The organism is Bacillus cereus group sp. BfR-BA-01381, assembly GCF_022663555.1.
GTDB lineage: Bacteria > Bacillota > Bacilli > Bacillales > Bacillaceae_G > Bacillus_A > Bacillus_A pacificus.
The window spans coordinates 18,902-37,985 of sequence record NZ_JAKUFR010000021.1 but is presented as its reverse complement, the minus strand read 5'-3'; the positions used below and the strand labels follow the sequence as shown (position 1 = coordinate 37,985).

Here is a 19,084-nt window from a genome sequence, read left to right as displayed (position 1 = left end):
GATGACGTCGAATGGAATGTCGAAAATCTATGAAAAAGATCCGGAATGAATCTTGTGTAGTGGAATTAAATTATCGGTAAATAAGGGGAAAAAAGCAATCATGGATCACGAAAAAAACAATGCGAATGGGAAATCACGTCGGCCAATTGTATACATAAAAAGAACAATCATTCTCGTCTTACTATTTTCACTTATATATTTCATGTATACAAAAATTGTTGCGCATAATAAGAAAGAAGAAACTTTAAAAGCTGCAGCAGAAATGAAGAAACAAGAAGAGCTAAAAAAGAAAGAAGAAAAAAAGAAGCAAGAAGCAAAAAAGCAAAAAGAGCAGGAAGAACAAGTGAAGCAAGCACAAGCTGTGGAAAAGCCTGCTGAGGGACCACCTCAAGAAATTAATGAAAACGCTCAATTAGATCAATATTTGCAAAAAACAGGATTTAGCGGGACAGCGGTTATTGTGAAGAACGGAAAGGTTCTTTTGAATAAAGGATACGGTATGGCGAACAAAGAAAAACAAGTACCGAATAATTCAGAGACAACTTTTTATATTGGTTCTATTTCAAAGGCTTTTGTAGCGACTGCTATTATGCAATTAAAAGATCAAAATAAGTTAAATGTAGAGGATACGATTGCGAAGTATATTCCAGATTTCCCTCAAGGTAATGGTATTCAGTTAAAACATTTACTAACACATACGTCAGGGATTCCAGAGTATGAGCAGGGAACAGAGGATATCTCTCATGAAGAATTGATAAAACGAATAGGAAAGCAAAAGCGTATTGGAAGTCCAGGAGAGAAATGGAAGTATTCCGATTCTAACTATTCGATACTCGCCTATATTGCTGAAAAGGTAAGCGGACAACCGTTAGAAGAGTATATTAAACAACATATTTTTGCTACTGCTGGTATGAAACATTCTGGTTTTGGTAGAGAGCTAGAACAAACAAGATTTCCATCGACAGGTTATAAAATAGTAAATAACAATATGACAACACCTAATATTCCAAGTATGTCACAACTTTATGGTTGTGGTGATATATATACAAGTGCCCATGATTTATATTTATTTAATGAAGCGCTCTTCTCTGGAAAGTTAATTTCAAAAGAAAGCTACGATCAAATGTTTACAGGCGGAAAAAAGGATTACGGGTTTGGATGGTATGTAGATCCGGGAAGTTACTCGAACCACGGTGTAATGCCAGGCTGGAACTGTTTAAATGGATTTAGTAAAAATGGAAGTGTGTATGTTGTTTTATTATCTAACATTCAAAACAACATTAAATCATTTGGTAAAGTGAATAACGACATTTATACGATGTTGCGAAATATTGAAGTGTAAGAGACTATCCTTTTGGATAGTCTTTTTTATTGAGGAAGTGTATGTGCAATGGGATAATGAAATAAAGTGAAACTTTAATCAGTGGGGGGCTTCATCCCACACTGATTATTAGTTGAACCAATCGGGCTTTTACGGGCAGTAAGATCCCCACCTAACTTCTTTGCTTTCGCCGAATTTTGAGGTGGGGATCTTACTGCCCGGCAAATAGCGGGGTAAATGGAAAAGGGGGAGGGATATGAGTATACATAAGCATCACGCACGTAATGCGAAACGCATTTTTTTTGTATCTGTCATTGTATGGATTATCGTCGCAATTGGATTAGTGATGGAATATAAAAAAGGGATGCTATTCACTTCGGAGAAAGAAAATCTGAAATTAATAAGTGTTGTACTACCGGCATTTGGATTATTAATATATAGCTTTATAGAAAAACGAAGATCAAAAATGCTCAAACAGGAAAATTATAATATAGAGACTTCTGAATTATTGGAGCAACAAAAATTTGTTGTTCGCAAAGAGGTAGGAGTATTTCAAGTGATTACATACTTTGGATTAGATGGCAGTGCAGTAGGATTTTTAAAAGAAGAGTATGATTTTGTGATTCAAAGTATATGGCAAGCTGTACTCTCTTTTCTTTTTAAGGGACTACATAAGCAACAATTTTATTTATATAATGACTCGGGAGAAAGATTATTGCGTGTTCAAAAGAAGATGGGAGTACGCAACTTTTATATTTTTTCTAATGTAGATGGAAAGAAAATTGGAGAGTTGAAACAAGTACTAAGTTTAACAAAGTGGGAATGGATCTTTCTAGGGTTGGATGGTAAAGAATTTGGTAAAGTGACTGGGGACCTTTCAGCAACAATGCAGAAAATAGACTGGCGAGATGGAACACATATTGATGTGAAAGAAGATGGTATTCCGTTAGAAGCTGTTAAGTATTTTTCGGCAAGCGGTGGCTCTCTTGTTACAGCTTCTATAAGTGAACAGGCAGCATTACCGAGAGCGGTTTATTATGGTGTTTCTGCGATAGTTACAATTAAAAATTAAGATATAAAAAAAGATAGATGGGATACCCTCTATCTTTTTTTGTGATTAGAACATATTGTTTCGTTGAAAAATGTATGTCTTACCTATCACAAAAAGAGTCTGCTTTGTATACATTAAGATGTATGGATATATTTTTATAATTTAAAAATAATAGGAGGAGAAGTGTATGTGTTTATTCGGTAAGTATTGGAAAAAGTTATCGAGATTGTTTAATAGACAATTAGATTATTTTTTAGATAATAAGTTATTACCTGCTGTGGAACGACTTTTATTTTCACAAAACTTCGCGAGATTTATTCAAAGAAACTCTAAGCAAGCTACGGAAGAATTTATTGAATCAAGTAGATTTCAATCTATTATTTGTAACATTTTAAAAGAATGTAATACATCACCTTTTAAAGAGATTGCAGAGCAGTATTTGGGTAAAAACGTAGAAATTACGGTGACAGTTGGACAGTTAACAGGTGTGATTGTAGCAGTTGGTGATGACTTTTTAACACTGCAAGAAGGAATAGGAACAGAAGTTTTATTACCATTTACAAGTATTATATCAATTAAAGAAGCGTAAGAAAGGAGACTTATATATGTTATTTACTGAAGAATTACGTAACCATGTTGGTGAGTTAGTGCAAGTTGTGACAGCGGCCGAAATTGTTGCAGGTATTCTGTTATCTGTGACAGACGGGGCAGTAAGTGTTCGTACTTCTCCTTCTTATGGACCACCGGAAGATGTAGTTGTACGTATTCCCATCATTTCTTATGTTCGCTTGGAAGGGTAAAAATATGAGGGTATCAGTTATTATTCCAGCGCATAATGAAGTGAGTACTTTATCACAAGTTTTAGTAGAAGTGGAGAAATTGAAACCATATGAAATTATCGTAGTAGATAATGGATCGACAGACGGAACAAAAGAAATAGCCTTACAACATCATTGCCATGTCATTTATTATAAATATTCTCTTGGTAATGATGTTGGACGGGCAATTGGTGCAAGAGAAGCGAAAGGCGACATTGTTTTGTTTTTAGATGGTGATATCGTCATTGATAATAAAGAGCTACAACGTTTTATAAAAGGCATTCAGCAAGGTCACCAAATTGTTGTGAATAATTTAACATGGTCTGTTTATTTAAAGATGAGACCGCATTATACGACAGTTGGCAAATTTATGTTGAATCGTTATTTGAATAAAAAAGAGCTTGTTGTTGGATCTTTAATCGCAATTCCGCATGCAATGAGTAGGGAAGTTATTCAAAAGTTTGGTTGGTGGAATTTAGCGGATCCAGCACTATTTCAAGCGATAGCGATGTCTAGAGGAGTAGATATTGTCGATATGGCTTCTGTCGATGTCATTCATACAAATAAAGTGCGTCCCGTTCATACTGGTACATCACCTGGCTCTCCTTATCCGAAAGCGACTAGTCGTATTATGGGGGATCATTTACGTGCTTTGCAATACGTAATCGAAATATATGGTAAGCGTGGTGGCTTTTCGGAAGGAAATAGGGATAGAGAGTTTATAGGAAAGTATAAACCAGTGTTATTACAAAAGAAAAAAGCGAAATATAGTGCGATTATCCCAGTATCAGAAGAAAAGACGACTTTAAGATCTGTTATAAAAGAAGTGAAAAAATCAGGTGTAGATGAAATTATAGTTGTTGCGAATGGGGCGGACGTTGAGACAATTAAACAAGCGAAGCTAGAGAATGTCATTGTTATTGAATTTGAGGAAGCGCTTGGACATAATGTAGCCCGAGCGATAGGAGCTATGCATGCTACGGCCGATATTTGTTTATTTGTCGATGGTGATTTTGTTATTCCAGGAAAAAAACTAATTCCATTTTTACATGCTATTGAAGATGGAAATGATGTGGCATTAAATGATTTACAGTGTTTATTAGACATGTTTCATCCGGCAGACCCAATTAGCATGGGAAAATATTTTGTGAATTTAGTAGCGAAACGACCAGATTTATGGAATAACTCATTAACGGCAGTACCACATGCTATGCATAAAAAAGTAATAGAGAAAATCGGATATGATTCTCTTATCATTCCGCCACTCGCTCAAATGAAAGCTATTTTGGAGGGATTCTCTATTACAGCGGTAGAATTTGTAGATGTTATAAAAACAAATCGAGTACGCCCAGAGCAACATGGATTTGTAAATGGGCGTATTCCAGCATTCGATCGTATTTTCGGTGATCAACTCGAGGCGATTGCATATTTATTGCAATCCACAGACGAGCGCGGGAGTTTTACAGATGGAGAGCGGGATAGAAATATCATTCAACAATTGAGAAAGGAAGAAGAGAATACAGATGAATGTTAGTAGTACAGTTGCCATTATCGGATTAGGATATGTTGGTCTTCCTTTGGCAGTTCATTTTGCAGAGAGAGGACATACAGTACTTGGATTAGATAAAGATACTAGAAAAATAGAATCAATTATACAGGGAGAAAGTTATATTCCAGATGTTTCTTCTAAATTGTTACAAAGTTTATTGACTAGAAAAAAATTAATAGTAAATACACCGGATCAAGGTATTGCTGATTTTCAAAATAGTGATTACGTTATTGTCACTGTCCCAACTCCAATTAATGAACAAAGAGAACCAGACTTAAGTGCCCTCATTTCAGCTTCGCATTATATACAACAAAACCTTCAAAAAGGACAAACCTTCATTTTCGAAAGTTCCACATATCCAGGTACGCTCGAGGAAGTTATTATTCCGATTATTTCTCAAACAGGAAAAAAGGTAGGAGAAGATTTCTATATTGGATATTCTCCTGAGAGAATTGATCCAGCTAATAGTCAATATTCAGTTCAAACGATTCCAAAAGTCATTAGTGGACAAACAGAAATGTGTAAACAAAAAGTACAGGCTTTGTATAGCACTATATTTGATGTAGTTGTTCCAGTTAGCTCCCCAAAAGTAGCAGAAATGTGTAAGCTATTTGAAAATATTCAGCGCTTAGTCAACATTTCATTAGTAAATGAGTTAAATACACTATGTGAAAGTTTAGGAATTGATTTTTATGAGGCACTTGAAGCGGCATCTACAAAACCATTTGGATTTACGCCGTATTGGCCAGGACCAGGGATAGGGGGACACTGTATTCCGGTAGATCCTTTATATTTCCAGTGGAGAATAAAAAAGAATGGAGCAATGAGTCAATTAATTGAGGCGGCACATGTAATTAATGAGGAAATGCCAGAAAAAATGGTCCGGAAAGTAAAAGGTGTGGTGCAATCACCTGCAACGGTTTTAATTGTAGGGATTGCATATAAAAAAGATGTAAATGACTTAAGAGAATCACCGGCGTTACCAATTATTGAGTTGTTAATAAAAGAAGGATATGAGATAGAGTATCACGATCCATATATTTCTTCTGCAAAATTTGGAGATAAGGTGTATCAATCTGTTTCTTTGGATGAACAAGTCGTTAAACAAGCGGATTGTATTTTAATTTTAACAGACCACTCTAATATCGATTGGAAGGTTTTTAAAGGGATAAAGCAAGTCGTAGATACACGTGGAATTATAAAGAAGGTGAGTGTATGAGTAAGAAATGTTTAGTTACAGGTGGAGCAGGATTTATTGGATCACATTTAGCTGAAGAGCTAGTGACAAGAGGTTATGATGTCACTATCGTTGATAACTTCTATAAAGGAAAAAATAAATATCATGATGAGTTAATGAAAGAAATTCGGGTTATTCCAATAAGTGTTTTAGATCAAAATTCTATTTATGAATTAGTGAATCAACATGATGTAGTGTTTCATTTAGCAGCAATTTTAGGTGTGAAAACGACAATGGAAAAGAGTATAGAGCTTATTGAAACGAATTTTGATGGAACGAGAAACATTTTACAAGCAGCGCTAAAAGGAAAGAAGAAAGTTGTTTTTGCGTCTACTTCAGAAGTATATGGTAAGGCAAAGCCACCCTTTTCTGAAGAAGGAGATCGATTATATGGTGCATCTTCTAAAATACGTTGGAGTTATGCAGTTTGTAAAACGTTAGAAGAAACATTATGTTTAGGATACGCTTTAGAAGGCTTACCTGTAACGATTGTTCGTTATTTTAATATTTATGGTCCAAGAGCGAAAGATGGTCCGTATGCAGGGGTAATCCCACGATTTATTCGCGCAGCACTGCAAGGAGAAGACATTCTCGTATATGGAGATGGAAAACAGACACGTTGTTTTACGTATGTAAGTGATGCGGTAGAGGCAACGATTCGAGCAATGGATGAGAAGGTAAATGGTGAGATTATTAATATAGGTTCTGAGAATGAAAAGAGTATAAAAGAAGTAGCAGAAGTAATTAAAAAGCTAACGAAATCTTCTTCAAAGATTGTTCAAGTTCCTTTCGAAGAGGTATATCCACATGGCTTTGAAGAAATTCCAAATAGAAGACCAGATGTAACGAAATTAAGAGAACTTGTTCAATTTCAAGCGAAAGTAACGTGGGAACAAGGGTTGACAGAAACTATTAAATGGTTTCGTGAAGAAAACAATGGCTAAGTCACTATCGATTATTATACCTGTATGTAATGAAGCGGATACGATTTCAGACGTTATTCAATCGGCAAAAGGATTAAATCCAGTAGAGATTATTGTAGTAGCAAACGGTTGTAATGATGGTACAGAAGAGGTTGCTGATCGTTTAGGGTGTAAAGTAATCAAGTATACAGAGCTACTGGGGAATGATGTTGGCCGTGCAGTTGGCGCAAAACACGCGATAGGTGACGTATTACTATTTATAGATGGAGATTTTGCTATTCAAACTTCAAAGTTACAATTATTCCTAAATCCAATTTTACATGATCAGGCCGACATCGTTTTAAATAATTTGGATGCGTTATTTTTAAAGAAACAAAAACCACACTCAGTGACAGTATGGCGCCAAATATTAAATGCAATGCTAGAGCGTGAAGAGTTAAAGATTGATTCTTTATTATCTGTACCTCACGCGTTGACGAAAGAAGTTGTTCAAAGCATTGGATATGAATGTTTTGTTAATCCTATTGTCGCTCATTTACGCCTTATTCAAAGCAAATGGAGAATTAGTCGACATTGTGCAATTGACGTTATTACACCAAATAAATTTCGGCCGACCGAGCATGCTGCGTATGGCACGGGGCTTTCTCATTCTGAAAAACGGATGATAGGTGACCACATAGAAGCTGTAGCGGAGCGAATAGTAGGTAGCGATGAGCGCGGAGGGTATTATGATGGAAATAGGAAAAGAGGTAGTGTCTATCATACTTTAGATTTTGAAGATTTTTATCAAGGATGGGGCGTTACATCGAATTTGTATAAGGGAAAGCAATTATCGGTCATTATTCCTGTACAAGATGAAGAGAAAACAATTGGAAACGTTATAGAAGAGCTTCGCAAAATTGAACCTTTTGAAATTATCGTTGTTGTAAATGGTTCGTCGGATCAAACAGCAACGATTGCAAAAGAAAAGGGAGCAACGACAATTGTATATAAAGAAGCACTCGGAAATGATGTGGGGCGCTCACTTGGAACGTATTTCGCACAAGGAGAAATTGTGTTATTTATAGACGGCGATTTTGTTATTCCAGCGAGTGAGCTATATCCTTTTGCGAAAGCTATTGCAGATGGAACAGATGTTGCATTAAATGATCTAAATCATTATTTAGATTTAAGAGTACCGCTTCATCTTGTAACTGCATTTAAATATGCATTAAATTTAGCTTGTGATAGAAAAGATCTAGGCGTAGGCTCTCTTATCGCTGTACCGAATGCGTTTAGTCGTCAGTGTTTGGAGGGAATTGGATATAGATCTTTACTGACACCGTGTGTAGCCCAAGCGAAAGCTATTCTTTCAGGATTTGAAGTTGCATGTGTAAGTCGTGTTGAAGTCGATAAGATGAACCGTATTCGACCCAGTGAACATTTTGCTAAAATAGGTCATCCACCAGCTGTACTTCGAATTATTGGTGATCATATAGAAGGGTTAGAGCAATTAATTGTATTAACAGGCAGTCGTGGTGGATTCCATGATGGAAATAGAAAAAGAGATATTTTATCCGACTTTAATGGGCAGTAAGACCCCCACTGATTAAAGTTTCATTTTATAGGTAACAAAAAAGTGTACAACATATGTACACTTTTTTGTTCTGCTATAAAAACTATAACAGATTAGGAGATAAGAGTATTACAGCTCTACAATGGGTATTGTTCTTATATTACAAAATAGGACTCGTATATAAGAATACCAAAAAAATACAATTAAGGAAAGGGTTAATTTTAAAGACTTTCAAATGAAGTTAACACTATGTATATAGTAGTTTGCTCAATGTTTCACAAACATGTCACAACTATTTCGTTCACTTTCGTAAAAAAGTAGTATTCTAAGTGTGTAAGCTGTTATATAAAAAATCTTAGTCCTGTACTAATCAAAAATGGAGGAGATTAGGATGACTCAAGTATTAGAAAATGTTAAAAACGCATGGGAAAACTTTAAAGGTGAAAAATGGAAAGCAGAAATTGATGTTCGCGATTTCATTTTAAATAATGTAAACGTTTACGAGGGAGATGAATCTTTCTTAGCGGGAGCAACTGAAGCAACGAAACAACTTTGGGATCAAGTAATGGATTTAACAACGAAAGAACGTGAAAACGGTGGCGTTCTTGATATGGATACAAAAATTGTTTCTTCTATTACATCACATGAACCAGGATATTTAAATAAAGAGACTGAAAAAGTAGTCGGTTTCCAAACTGATAAACCATTTAAACGTTCTTTACAACCATATGGTGGTATTCGTATGGCGGAACAAGCTTGTGAATCTTATGGATACGAAATGGATAAAGAGCTTAGTCGTATTTTCAGAGATTGGAGAAAAACTCATAACCAAGGTGTATTTGATGCTTATACACCAGAAATGAGAGCTGCTCGTAAATCAGGTGTTATTACTGGTCTTCCGGATGCATACGGACGGGGACGTATTATCGGTGACTACCGCCGCGTAGCATTATATGGAGTAGATCATTTAATTGAAGCGAAGAAAGTAGATTTAAATTTAACTGGCGGTGTAATGAGTGAAGATACAATGCGTTTACGCGAAGAGTTATCTGAGCAAATACGTGCACTTCAAGAGTTAAAACAAATGGCTGCTTCTCATGGCTTTGATATTTCTAAGCCAGCAACAACTGCTCAAGAAGCATTCCAATGGTTATACTTCGCATATCTTGCAGCAATTAAAGAGCAAAACGGAGCTGCAATGAGTCTTGGACGTACTTCTACATTCTTAGATATTTATATTGAAAGAGATTTAGCAAATGGTACTTTAACAGAAGAAGACGTACAAGAAATTGTGGATCACTTCATTATGAAATTACGTCTTGTGAAATTTGCAAGAACACCTGATTATAATGAATTATTCTCTGGTGACCCAACTTGGGTAACTGAGTCTATCGGCGGTATGGCATTAGATGGCCGTCCATTAGTAACAAAGAACTCATTCCGTTTCTTGCATACACTAGATAATTTAGGACCAGCTCCAGAACCAAATTTAACAGTTCTTTGGTCTAAACAATTGCCACAGAACTTTAAAAACTACTGTGCGAAAATGTCTATTAAAACATCAGCAATTCAATATGAAAATGATGACATTATGCGTGCTGACTACGGCGATGATTACGGAATTGCTTGTTGTGTATCTGCAATGAGAATTGGTAAACAAATGCAGTTCTTCGGCGCACGTGCAAACTTAGCAAAAGCATTACTATATGCGATTAACGGTGGTAAAGATGAAAAATCTAAAGCACAAGTTGGTCCTGAGTACGCACCGATTACTTCTGAAGTATTAGATTATGAAGAAGTTATGCATAAGTTTGATATGACAATGGAATGGTTAGCGGGTCTATATTTAAACACATTAAATGTTATTCACTACATGCACGATAAATATAGCTACGAGCGTATTGAAATGGCACTTCATGATACAAATGTTCTTCGTACAATGGCAACAGGTATCGCGGGTCTATCTGTAGTAGCAGACTCTTTAAGTGCAATTAAACATGCAAAAGTAAAACCAATTCGCGATGAAAACGGAATTGCAGTTGACTTTGAAATTGAAGGAGATTTCCCTAAATACGGTAACAATGATGACCGTGTAGATGAAATTGCTGTAAATCTTGTGAAAACATTTATGAATAAACTTCGTAAACACAAAACATATAGAAATTCTGTTCATACAATGTCAATCTTAACAATCACATCTAACGTTGTATACGGTAAGAAAACTGGTAACACTCCAGATGGTCGCCGTACTGGAGAACCATTTGCACCAGGTGCGAACCCAATGCATGGACGTGATACAAAAGGTGCGTTAGCTTCATTATTATCTGTAGCTAAATTACCATATGAAGATGCACAAGATGGCATTTCTAATACATTCTCTATTATTCCAAAAGCACTTGGTAAAGAGGATGAAGTACAAGTACGTAACTTAGTATCAATGCTTGATGGTTATGCAGTAAAAGAAGGCCATCACTTAAATATTAACGTATTTAACCGTGAAACATTAATGGATGCAATGGAACATCCTGAGAAATATCCACAATTAACAATTCGCGTATCTGGTTACGCTGTAAACTTTATTAAATTAACTCGTGAACAACAAATCGATGTAATTAACCGTACAATGCATGAAAGCATGTAAATGAAAAAAGTGTCCCTCTGCATTTTATAAATAGCAGAGGGAGGCTGTTTCAATAAAGGAGGAAGTAACATGGTAAAAGGAAGAATTCATTCTGTAGAGTCTTGTGGTACTGTTGATGGCCCAGGAATTCGTTATGTCATATTTACACAAGGGTGTTTATTACGTTGTCAATATTGTCATAATGCTGATACGTGGGAGATCGGTAAAGGAAAAGAAATAACAGTCGAAGAAGTAATGCAGGATGTGACATGTTACCTTCCTTTTATTGAAGCTTCCGGAGGCGGTATAACAGTTAGTGGTGGGGAACCATTATTACAGTTAGATTTCTTAATTGAATTATTTAAGAAATGTAAGGAAATTGGAATTCATACAACAATTGACTCCTCGGGTGGTTGTTATTCTGAAGAACCAGAATTCCAAAATAAGCTAGATATTTTAATGGAGTACACAGATTTAGTTTTATTGGATTTGAAACATATTGATTCAAAGAAACATCGTAAGTTAACAGGAAAACCAAATGAACATATTTTACAATTTGCTCGTTATTTATCGGATAAAAATAAACCGATTTGGGTGCGACACGTATTAGTTCCTGGTATTACTGATAATGAAGAGGATCTACAAAAACTATCTAGTTTTATTCAAAGTCTGTCTAATGTTCAGAAAGTTGAAGTGCTACCATACCATAAGCTCGGTGTATATAAATGGGAGGCACTTGGGCATAAGTATCCACTCGCAAATGTAGAACCGCCTACTGAAAAAAATGTAGAAGAAGCAAGACATATTTTACAAGCAGTCTAATCCAAATTTTGGGTTAGGCTTTTTGCTTTCTTTACAATAAAACCTAGAGTATATATGGAGAAAAGAGTATACTGAAAATAGAATATCCATATTTTTGTAAGGAATAAGTGGAGAAATTTACATAATTGTAAAGGGAAATCAAAATAGTAAAAAGAATTAAGAAGTAAAAGAGTGAGTATCATGGAATAGAGAACATTTGTAAGTTATTGCGAAAGCTCTTATAGGAAAGTATAATGTAAAGATATGAGCACAGATAGGATTAAGGGGTCAATCTTATATGCTTTGCATATCCACGACAGGTACATAGCTGAAAGAGAAATATTAGAGTCTGTTTATGTAATTTTTAAGGAAAATGTTTTTCCTATTGTCGTATATGCAATATGGAGAAACAATAAGCTAGGAGTGGATTTGTTTGATAAAAAACCCCAAGGTTTTAATATTAACTGCACATTACGGAAACGGTCATGTGCAAGTAGCGAAAACATTAGAACAAACATTTCGCCAAAAAGGAATTAAAGATGTAATTGTATGCGATTTGTTCGGAGAATCACATCCGGTTATAACCGATATTACAAAATATTTATATTTAAAAAGTTATACAATAGGAAAAGAATTGTACCGCTTGTTTTATTATGGCGTGGAAAAAATTTATGATAAAAAAATAGCATCTTGGTATGCGAATTTTGGAAGAAAACGTTTGAAATTACTTTTACAAGCGGAGAAACCGGATATTGTTATTAATACCTTTCCGATTATAGCTGTACCAGAATTAAAAAAGCAAACAGGTATTTCAATTCCTGTGTATAACGTATTAACGGATTTTTGTGTGCACAAAATATGGATTCATCGGGAAGTAGATCGTTATTTTGTAGCAACTGATCACGTAAAAAAAGTTATGGTTGATATTGGTGTACCTGCGGAGCAAATTGTTGAAACTGGAATTCCGATTCGTAGTAGTTTTGAGTTAAAGATTAATCCAGACATTATATATAATAAATATCAGTTATGTAAGAATAAAAAGATTTTACTAATTGTAGCAGGTGCTCATGGGGTATTAGGAAGTGTAAAAGAACTATGCCAATCATTTATGTCAGTACCTGATTTACAAGTAGTTGTCGTTTGTGGGAAAAATGAAGCGTTAAAACAGGATTTATTAGGGTTACAGGAAAAAAATCCTGATGCATTAAAAGTATTTGGTTATGTAGAAAATATTGATGAACTATTCCGTGTTACTTCTTGTATGATTACAAAGCCAGGCGGTATTACGTTAAGTGAAGCGGCAGCATTGCAAGTACCTGTCATTTTATATAAGCCTGTTCCAGGACAAGAAAATGAAAATGCGATGTACTTTGAAAGAAAAGGGGCTGCAGTTGTCATTCGTGATGATAGTGAGGTTTTTGCAAAAACAGAGGCGTTATTACAAGATGATATGAAGCTTCTTCAAATGAAAGAAGCGATGAAAAGCATTTATCGTCCGGAGCCAGCTGATCATATTGTGGATACAATTTTGGCAGAAAATCATGTAGAACCGAATCATATACCTATTAAATCACCTGCTCTTGCACAATCATTTACTTAATATGAAACCCTCTTTTGTATGTTTAAAGAGGGTTTTTTATTGTTTTCCAAGATAAAGACTTATCCACATGAAGATTACGCTTTCATTAAACAGTAAAATCGGAATATTAACAACTATATCCACATCATCCACAATTTTTAGAAAAATATCCACAATTCTAACATTTGATGTGCGTTACAACATACAAACTTGTGAAGGGTTTTTGTAATTCATTCACAATTCTATCAATTCTGTGGATAACGTTATCCACAGAAAAAAGGTTCCTTATTTATAAGGAACCTTTTTTCTACTCTACTCTATCACGTAGAAAAAATATGTAATGAGAATGAATAATTAGGGGGGAGAACTTCTAATTATTCATTCTCACTTTAAATACTTTTTGAGCGATAACCCGCTGCGCGATCTGCTTTACGAAATTCTCGTTGGTAGAGAACTTCTTGTGTACTAGATAATGCGTTTTTTGTTTTGTCACGTTTCTTTTTATCCATTACAAATCACCTCGTGTCCTAAAGTCACTATATATCGTTTCCAAAGACATGGGGTGATATACGTATATATCAAAATGTTAATGGTTAATTATTATTTCTGAAAATTTAGATTATGCTTCTTTTAAGTGATGAGAATCTTGGAACGTTGTATCTCGCATTGTAGCAAGTGTATATTGATCTTTTGGAATTTCATATAAGTTATATACTTCTTCATTCGCGTTAATTTCATCATAAACGGCTTTTCTTGTTTCGTTTGCTAGATTTACATATTGTAATTTTTCTGCAGCTTTAATAGAACGAATATTTATTTTGCGAATACGCATAAAGATCGTTTCAATATCTAACTCGTAGAAAAGTTCGCTAAAAAATGAATCTTTTGCCAATTTATTGTAGCCTTTTCCGTGATAAGGTTTGCCAAGCCATGTTCCAAGAAATCCGGCTTTTTCTTGCACATCAAATAAAGTAATTGTTCCGATAGGGTTACCCCATTCATCTAAAATTGTGCGTGAAATTAATTCCCCACGCTCTTCAGCTTCAATCGTTTGTTTCGTTAAAAATAAATATTCCTCATAAGAATAAGCCTTTTGACGCACAAAAGGGAAGACAGCTGGATCCACCATTAACTCGTATAGAACGTGGCTGTCGTGTAAGTCGCGTTTTTTCAACATACTAACTCCTCCTCACACGAGGGTAGCATGACGAAAAAACACCCCACCCTCGAAATTTTTATATCAATCTTTAAAAAATTTCGGGGTGGGAATCGAACCCACTAGAACCAGTTTCTAACGCTGGTGGCGCACCATTTGCCTTCCCCATTCATCAATTTGAAAATGATAATCACGACACAAATTGATTATGGTTTCATTCAGTTTATAATCGTATAATACTTTATCTAGTCAAAAAAATAAACTAGTTTTTTTTATTTTTTTTGTAAATTATTTTTCCATCAATCATAGTTAGTACAGGCTTGGCTAAATAATGGAAAGGATGATGGGTCCAGAGCACAAGATCAGCGTCTTTTCCAGCCTCAATACTTCCAATTCTATCCTCTAAACGTAAATTTCGCGCTGGAAATATAGTGATTCCTTCTAGTGCAGTTTTTTCGTCTAATCCTTCCCTTACTGCGACAGCAGCACAAACATTTAAATATTGAATGGGTGTATAGGGGTGATCTGTTGTGATGGAAACTTCCACTCCATTTTTTGATAATATATGGTAAGTATCCCATGTTTTATTTTTTAGTTCGATTTTAGAACGGCGTGTAAGCGTGGGGCCAACTGAAACCTTCAAATTGTGTTTCGAAAGTTCTTCAACAATAAAGTGTCCTTCTGTACAATGTTCAATACGTAAATCAAGATTGAACTCTGTTGCAAAGCGTAGAGCAGAAATAATATCATCTGCTCTGTGAGCGTGGATACGTACGGGTATTTCACGGCGTAATGCTTTTAAGATAGGAAGCATTCGAAAATCAGCTTCATGCCCGTAGTGCTGTGCTTCATAGAATGATTCCCGAAGTAATCCCATAATTCCCATACGCGTAATGGACTCTTTTGTGCCATTACTATGGACCTTTTTAGGATTTTCTCCAAAGGCAATCTTTAGACCAGCAGGTTCTTGAATAATCATATGATCAATACAAGTTCCAGCTGTTTTTATTACACAAGTAGTACCACCGATAATGTTTTGACTTCCTGGCATAACGTGAACAGTTGTGATTCCATTTTGTACCGCATCTTGAAATGCAATATCAAAAGGGTGAATTCCGTCCAAAGAACGGATATGTGGTGTTGAAACTTCAGATGTTTCATTTGCATCATTGCCAGCCCAACCAGTACCTTCATCATAGAGACCAAGATGGGTATGGACATCAATAAATCCAGGTAAGAGATGAAGAGCACGTGCGTCTATAACTGTCATATCTTGAGTAGGTTGAATGGAAGGCTTGACCTCAGCAATTTTTTCTCCTATAACGAGTACATCCCCTTGAAATTTTTGGGATGTAATAGGATAGACAATGGCTTGTTTGAGCAATATTTTCATAGGTACCTCATTTCTGTTACTTTATAATGTTAATGGAATGTAAGGGAAAGTAACTGAAAGATTATTTGTGTAATAATGCTCCGGATGCTAGAAAATAAAAGTTTTGAAAGGGCCCTCTGTAAAACTGTGTTTTAGAAGTACTACATTGTATGCGAAAGTATATTTTGTAATGCATGGTCTATTGACGGAAATGTGTATTGATACCCATACTCAATTGCTTTACTAGGTAATACATGTTGCCCTTCTAGTACAAGTATGCTCATCTCGCCTAATAAAGCATGAAGCATAAATGAAGGGACAGGTAACCAATGAGGTTTTTTTATTATAGTTGCAATGATTTCTCCAAATTCCTTCATTCTTATAGGATCAGGAGCTGTAATGTTAAGAGGTCCATCAATTTCTTCTTTGTGTATGATGAAATCAATCATGCGAACGACATCGTCTATATGAATCCATGATAACCATTGATTTCCAGATCCAACTGTACCTCCGATATAGAATTGATAGGGAAGTAGCATTTTTGGAAGGGCTCCTCCGTCTGGACCTAATACGACTCCGAATCTTGCGTAGATTGTCCGTATTCCGAGAGCACGTGCTTTAGATGCTTCTTGTTCCCATGAATATACTGTATTTGCTAAAAAGTCATTTCCAGGAGTCACATGCTGTTCTGTAAAAGACTCGGTTTCAGACGTTCCATAGTATCCAATTGCACTTGCGTTAATAAATGTGTGTGGTTTTGTAGGGAGTGTCTGCAATTGTTTAATGAGTCTTTTTGTTGTTTGAATTCTACTGTTTAAAATGACTTTCTTTTGTTTCTTTGTCCATCTACTATTAATAGACTCTCCAGCTAGATTAATAACTACATCAATAGAAGAGAGGGGGAAGGTTTGTAAATCTGGTGTCCATTGTACATACTGAAGGTTAGGATCGGAAGTTTCAGTAGTTTTTTTTCGCGCGAGAATGTAAACAGTATATCCTTTTTGAATAAAAAAAGTAGAAAGGTATTTACCGATAAAGCCGGTACCACCAGAAATTGCGATTTTCACAATTATTTCCTCCTCATTATATATATTCTTGAAAAGCAAAAACGTTCCTTGACTATGGTAAAATAATAGAGAGGTGAGAGTATGGCTGTCATTACAAAAATAGAAGTGCAAAAACGATCGAAAGAACGGTTTAATATTTATATCGATAAAGGTCAAGGTGAAGAATACGGATTTAGTGTGAACGAAGTAATCTTAATAAAACACGGATTACAAAAGGGCTTAGAAATTGATGAAATAGCGTTAGGAAATATTTTGTACAATGAAGAGGTACAAAAAGCATATTTACAAGCAATCTCCTATTTATCCTATCAAATGAGAACGAAACTAGAAATAGAAGATTTTTTACGAAAAAAAGAAGTGGGACAAGCCATCATCTCTGAAGTCGTTTCGAAATTATTACATGACCGATATATTAATGATAAAGAGTATGCTATTTTATATACGAGAACGCAAAGTAATGTGAATCGAAAAGGTCCAACGGTTATTAAAAGAGAGTTGTTAAATAAAGGTGTTCAGGATCTAATTATTACGCATAGTTTACAAGAATATCCGAAGGAAAAGCAAATTGAGAATGCTTTAATTCTTATAGAAAAGAAAAAGAAATCTTATCAAAAGCATTCCTTTTTACAAATGAAGCTAAAGTTAGACGAAATGCTTGTTCGTAAAGGATATTCTAGAGATGTGATTCAAATTTGTTTGGAAGAATTGAAAGACGAAAAAGATGACGAAAAGCAACAAGAAGCGTTACACTATCATGGGAATAAATATTATGAGAAATATAAGAAGTATGATGGATGGACATTTGAAAATAAGATGAAACAAGCGTTATATCGTAAAGGATTCTCTATTGATGAGATAGAGATATTTTTACAAATGAAACGCGAAGAGGGATGAGGGAATAAAAATGAATACGCCAAAACGCTACAGTGAAATGACATCATATGAGCTAAGGGAAGAAATTGGGGTTTTGAAAGAGCAAGCAATAAAAGCTGAGCAACTTGGAATTGTAAATGAGTTCGATGTATTAATGCGAAAGATAGCAATGGCTCGCGCTTATATGACTGACATAAACAAATTCCATATCGGTGAGACATATGAATTAGTAGAAGAACCTGGTATATTATTTGAAATTACGTATTTCAATGGGGTATTTGCTTGGGGACATAAGCAAAATGATAATGAAGAGATTGGAATACCGATTTCTTTATTGCAAGAAAAATAAAAACCAGAGAGCGAATATCTCTCTGGTTTTCATCTTTGGTAGGCGTTACAGGAGATAGGAGATTCTAAAATTGGCGTTTTTTACATTCATTCGCCAATATAATGAGAGACTGGGTTTGTTGCGTCTGTCCGTTAACTTGCGCTTTTGCATGTTTCGGACGAGTCCACGTATGGTTAAATAATTCAGAACGACTATCTAAGCGATCACGGTAGCTCATCTTTATCACCTCGTGTAGGAAGTTAAGTTACTTTGTTACTACTCTTCCTGCTGATTTGCAGCACGCATACGTTCTTGTGGGTGCGTGTTAATTGTGCCGTTAGGTCGTTTCGAAGCGAAGCGTGATTTCGCTTTCGGTTGACCGTCGATTTTGCTGTTGTTTTTTGACTCAGACCAAAATTCGGCTTGTTTACCCATTGCGAACGCCCTCCTCATCATCAGTTGATACCTCTTGAAGAAGTATCAATTATAGAATGTGCAAAATAGAAGAAACTATCCTTTAGAAATGAAGGGATAATTAGGTAAAGGAGACTAGAACATGAATGATATTTATGAAGCATTAACGAAAGAACTATTAGACAAAAATGACAAGCTTTCTTACGCACAAGCGCGTGCTTGGGTTGAATTACTGTGGGAAGATTTTCAAACGACTTATGCGAAATCAGGTCGTTATCAAGGAGAAGAAATGACTGAACAAGTGGTACGATCATGGATTAATAATCATGGAGTACGCCTTCATGAAATGCGTACAAATAATCCGAAATATAGCCATCTAATCAATCAAGAAGATCATTTGAAACATTAAAAAAAGCGACT

The 19,084-nt window shown here is 35.3% G+C and carries 20 protein-coding genes; 14 read left to right on the top strand and 6 right to left on the bottom strand.

Annotation, left to right across the window (positions count from 1 at the left end; all coding sequences use genetic code 11):
• Positions 1-100 precede the first annotated feature (100 nt).
• From MR079_RS09850 to MR079_RS09800, 11 genes are all read left to right on the top strand, one after another.
• Positions 101-1,342: a serine hydrolase domain-containing protein gene (locus MR079_RS09850; RefSeq protein WP_139869512.1), complete on the top strand. Its 1,242-nt coding sequence runs from the start codon at positions 101-103 to the stop codon at positions 1,340-1,342.
• A 235-nt stretch (positions 1,343-1,577) separates the two neighbouring features.
• Positions 1,578-2,393 carry a sugar ABC transporter ATP-binding protein gene (locus MR079_RS09845; protein WP_139869514.1) on the top strand — a complete coding sequence of 272 codons (816 nt, stop codon included), beginning with the start codon at positions 1,578-1,580 and terminating at the stop codon, positions 2,391-2,393.
• Positions 2,394-2,559: 166 nt separating this feature from the next.
• Complete coding sequence (locus MR079_RS09840) at positions 2,560-2,961, top strand: LSm family protein (protein ID WP_000335520.1); 402 nt, start codon at positions 2,560-2,562, stop codon at positions 2,959-2,961.
• Positions 2,962-2,977: 16 nt separating this feature from the next.
• Complete coding sequence (locus MR079_RS09835) at positions 2,978-3,172, top strand: LSm family protein (protein ID WP_000899480.1); 195 nt, start codon at positions 2,978-2,980, stop codon at positions 3,170-3,172.
• Complete coding sequence (locus tag MR079_RS09830) at positions 3,153-4,724, top strand: glycosyltransferase family 2 protein (RefSeq protein WP_242293947.1); 1,572 nt, start codon at positions 3,153-3,155, stop codon at positions 4,722-4,724. Before MR079_RS09835 ends, MR079_RS09830 begins: the two co-directional genes overlap by 20 nt.
• Complete coding sequence (locus MR079_RS09825) at positions 4,714-5,958, top strand: nucleotide sugar dehydrogenase (RefSeq protein WP_139869516.1); 1,245 nt, start codon at positions 4,714-4,716, stop codon at positions 5,956-5,958. Before MR079_RS09830 ends, MR079_RS09825 begins: the two co-directional genes overlap by 11 nt.
• A complete protein-coding gene (locus MR079_RS09820) occupies positions 5,955-6,920 on the top strand; it encodes an NAD-dependent epimerase/dehydratase family protein (RefSeq protein WP_242293944.1) in 966 nt (321 codons plus the stop codon). The genes MR079_RS09825 and MR079_RS09820 overlap by 4 nt, the downstream gene beginning before the upstream one ends.
• Positions 6,913-8,475 (top strand): glycosyltransferase family 2 protein, encoded by a 1,563-nt coding sequence (locus tag MR079_RS09815; protein ID WP_242293943.1) that lies wholly within the window; start codon positions 6,913-6,915, stop codon positions 8,473-8,475. The genes MR079_RS09820 and MR079_RS09815 overlap by 8 nt, the downstream gene beginning before the upstream one ends.
• Before the next feature lie 370 nt (positions 8,476-8,845).
• Entirely contained in the window at positions 8,846-11,095 is a 2,250-nt protein-coding gene (pflB, locus tag MR079_RS09810) for a formate C-acetyltransferase (protein WP_139869519.1), read from the top strand.
• A gap of 69 nt (positions 11,096-11,164) precedes the next feature.
• Positions 11,165-11,896 carry a pyruvate formate-lyase-activating protein gene (pflA, locus tag MR079_RS09805; protein ID WP_000238472.1) on the top strand — a complete coding sequence of 244 codons (732 nt, stop codon included), beginning with the start codon at positions 11,165-11,167 and terminating at the stop codon, positions 11,894-11,896.
• A 412-nt stretch (positions 11,897-12,308) separates the two neighbouring features.
• Positions 12,309-13,475: a diglucosyl diacylglycerol synthase gene (locus MR079_RS09800; RefSeq protein WP_000594706.1), complete on the top strand. Its 1,167-nt coding sequence runs from the start codon at positions 12,309-12,311 to the stop codon at positions 13,473-13,475.
• A 368-nt stretch (positions 13,476-13,843) separates the two neighbouring features.
• Here the strand turns inward: MR079_RS09800 and MR079_RS09795 are convergent, their stop codons facing one another.
• The 4 genes from MR079_RS09795 to MR079_RS09780 form a co-directional block, all read right to left on the bottom strand.
• Positions 13,844-13,963 carry a YfhE family protein gene (locus MR079_RS09795; protein WP_000358485.1) on the bottom strand — a complete coding sequence of 40 codons (120 nt, stop codon included), beginning with the start codon at positions 13,961-13,963 and terminating at the stop codon, positions 13,844-13,846.
• A 110-nt stretch (positions 13,964-14,073) separates the two neighbouring features.
• On the bottom strand, positions 14,074-14,631 hold the full coding sequence (locus tag MR079_RS09790) for a GNAT family N-acetyltransferase (protein WP_000914738.1): 558 nt from the start codon (positions 14,629-14,631) through the stop codon (positions 14,074-14,076).
• 241 nt (positions 14,632-14,872) lie between these two features.
• Entirely contained in the window at positions 14,873-16,003 is a 1,131-nt protein-coding gene (locus tag MR079_RS09785) for an amidohydrolase (RefSeq protein WP_139869520.1), read from the bottom strand.
• A 140-nt stretch (positions 16,004-16,143) separates the two neighbouring features.
• Entirely contained in the window at positions 16,144-17,049 is a 906-nt protein-coding gene (locus tag MR079_RS09780) for a TIGR01777 family oxidoreductase (protein WP_242293942.1), read from the bottom strand.
• Between the two features lie 81 nt (positions 17,050-17,130).
• Here MR079_RS09780 and recX point away from each other — a divergent pair, with 81 nt between their 5' ends.
• Together recX and MR079_RS09770 are read left to right on the top strand one after the other, a co-directional pair.
• Complete coding sequence (gene recX, locus MR079_RS09775; protein ID WP_000268520.1) at positions 17,131-17,943, top strand: recombination regulator RecX; 813 nt, start codon at positions 17,131-17,133, stop codon at positions 17,941-17,943.
• A 10-nt stretch (positions 17,944-17,953) separates the two neighbouring features.
• Positions 17,954-18,271 (top strand): YfhH family protein, encoded by a 318-nt coding sequence (locus tag MR079_RS09770; protein WP_139869522.1) that lies wholly within the window; start codon positions 17,954-17,956, stop codon positions 18,269-18,271.
• 64 nt (positions 18,272-18,335) lie between these two features.
• Here MR079_RS09770 and MR079_RS09765 read toward each other — a convergent pair whose 3' ends face one another.
• Positions 18,336-18,488 carry a YpzG family protein gene (locus tag MR079_RS09765; RefSeq protein ID WP_000122093.1) on the bottom strand — a complete coding sequence of 51 codons (153 nt, stop codon included), beginning with the start codon at positions 18,486-18,488 and terminating at the stop codon, positions 18,336-18,338.
• Positions 18,489-18,526: 38 nt separating this feature from the next.
• Positions 18,527-18,685, bottom strand: a complete 159-nt coding sequence (locus tag MR079_RS09760) for a small, acid-soluble spore protein K (protein WP_000517891.1) — start codon at positions 18,683-18,685, stop codon at positions 18,527-18,529.
• Positions 18,686-18,806: 121 nt separating this feature from the next.
• Here MR079_RS09760 and MR079_RS09755 point away from each other — a divergent pair, with 121 nt between their 5' ends.
• Positions 18,807-19,073 (top strand): YfhJ family protein, encoded by a 267-nt coding sequence (locus MR079_RS09755; protein WP_000998158.1) that lies wholly within the window; start codon positions 18,807-18,809, stop codon positions 19,071-19,073.
• The last annotated feature ends 11 nt before the right edge of the window (positions 19,074-19,084 follow it).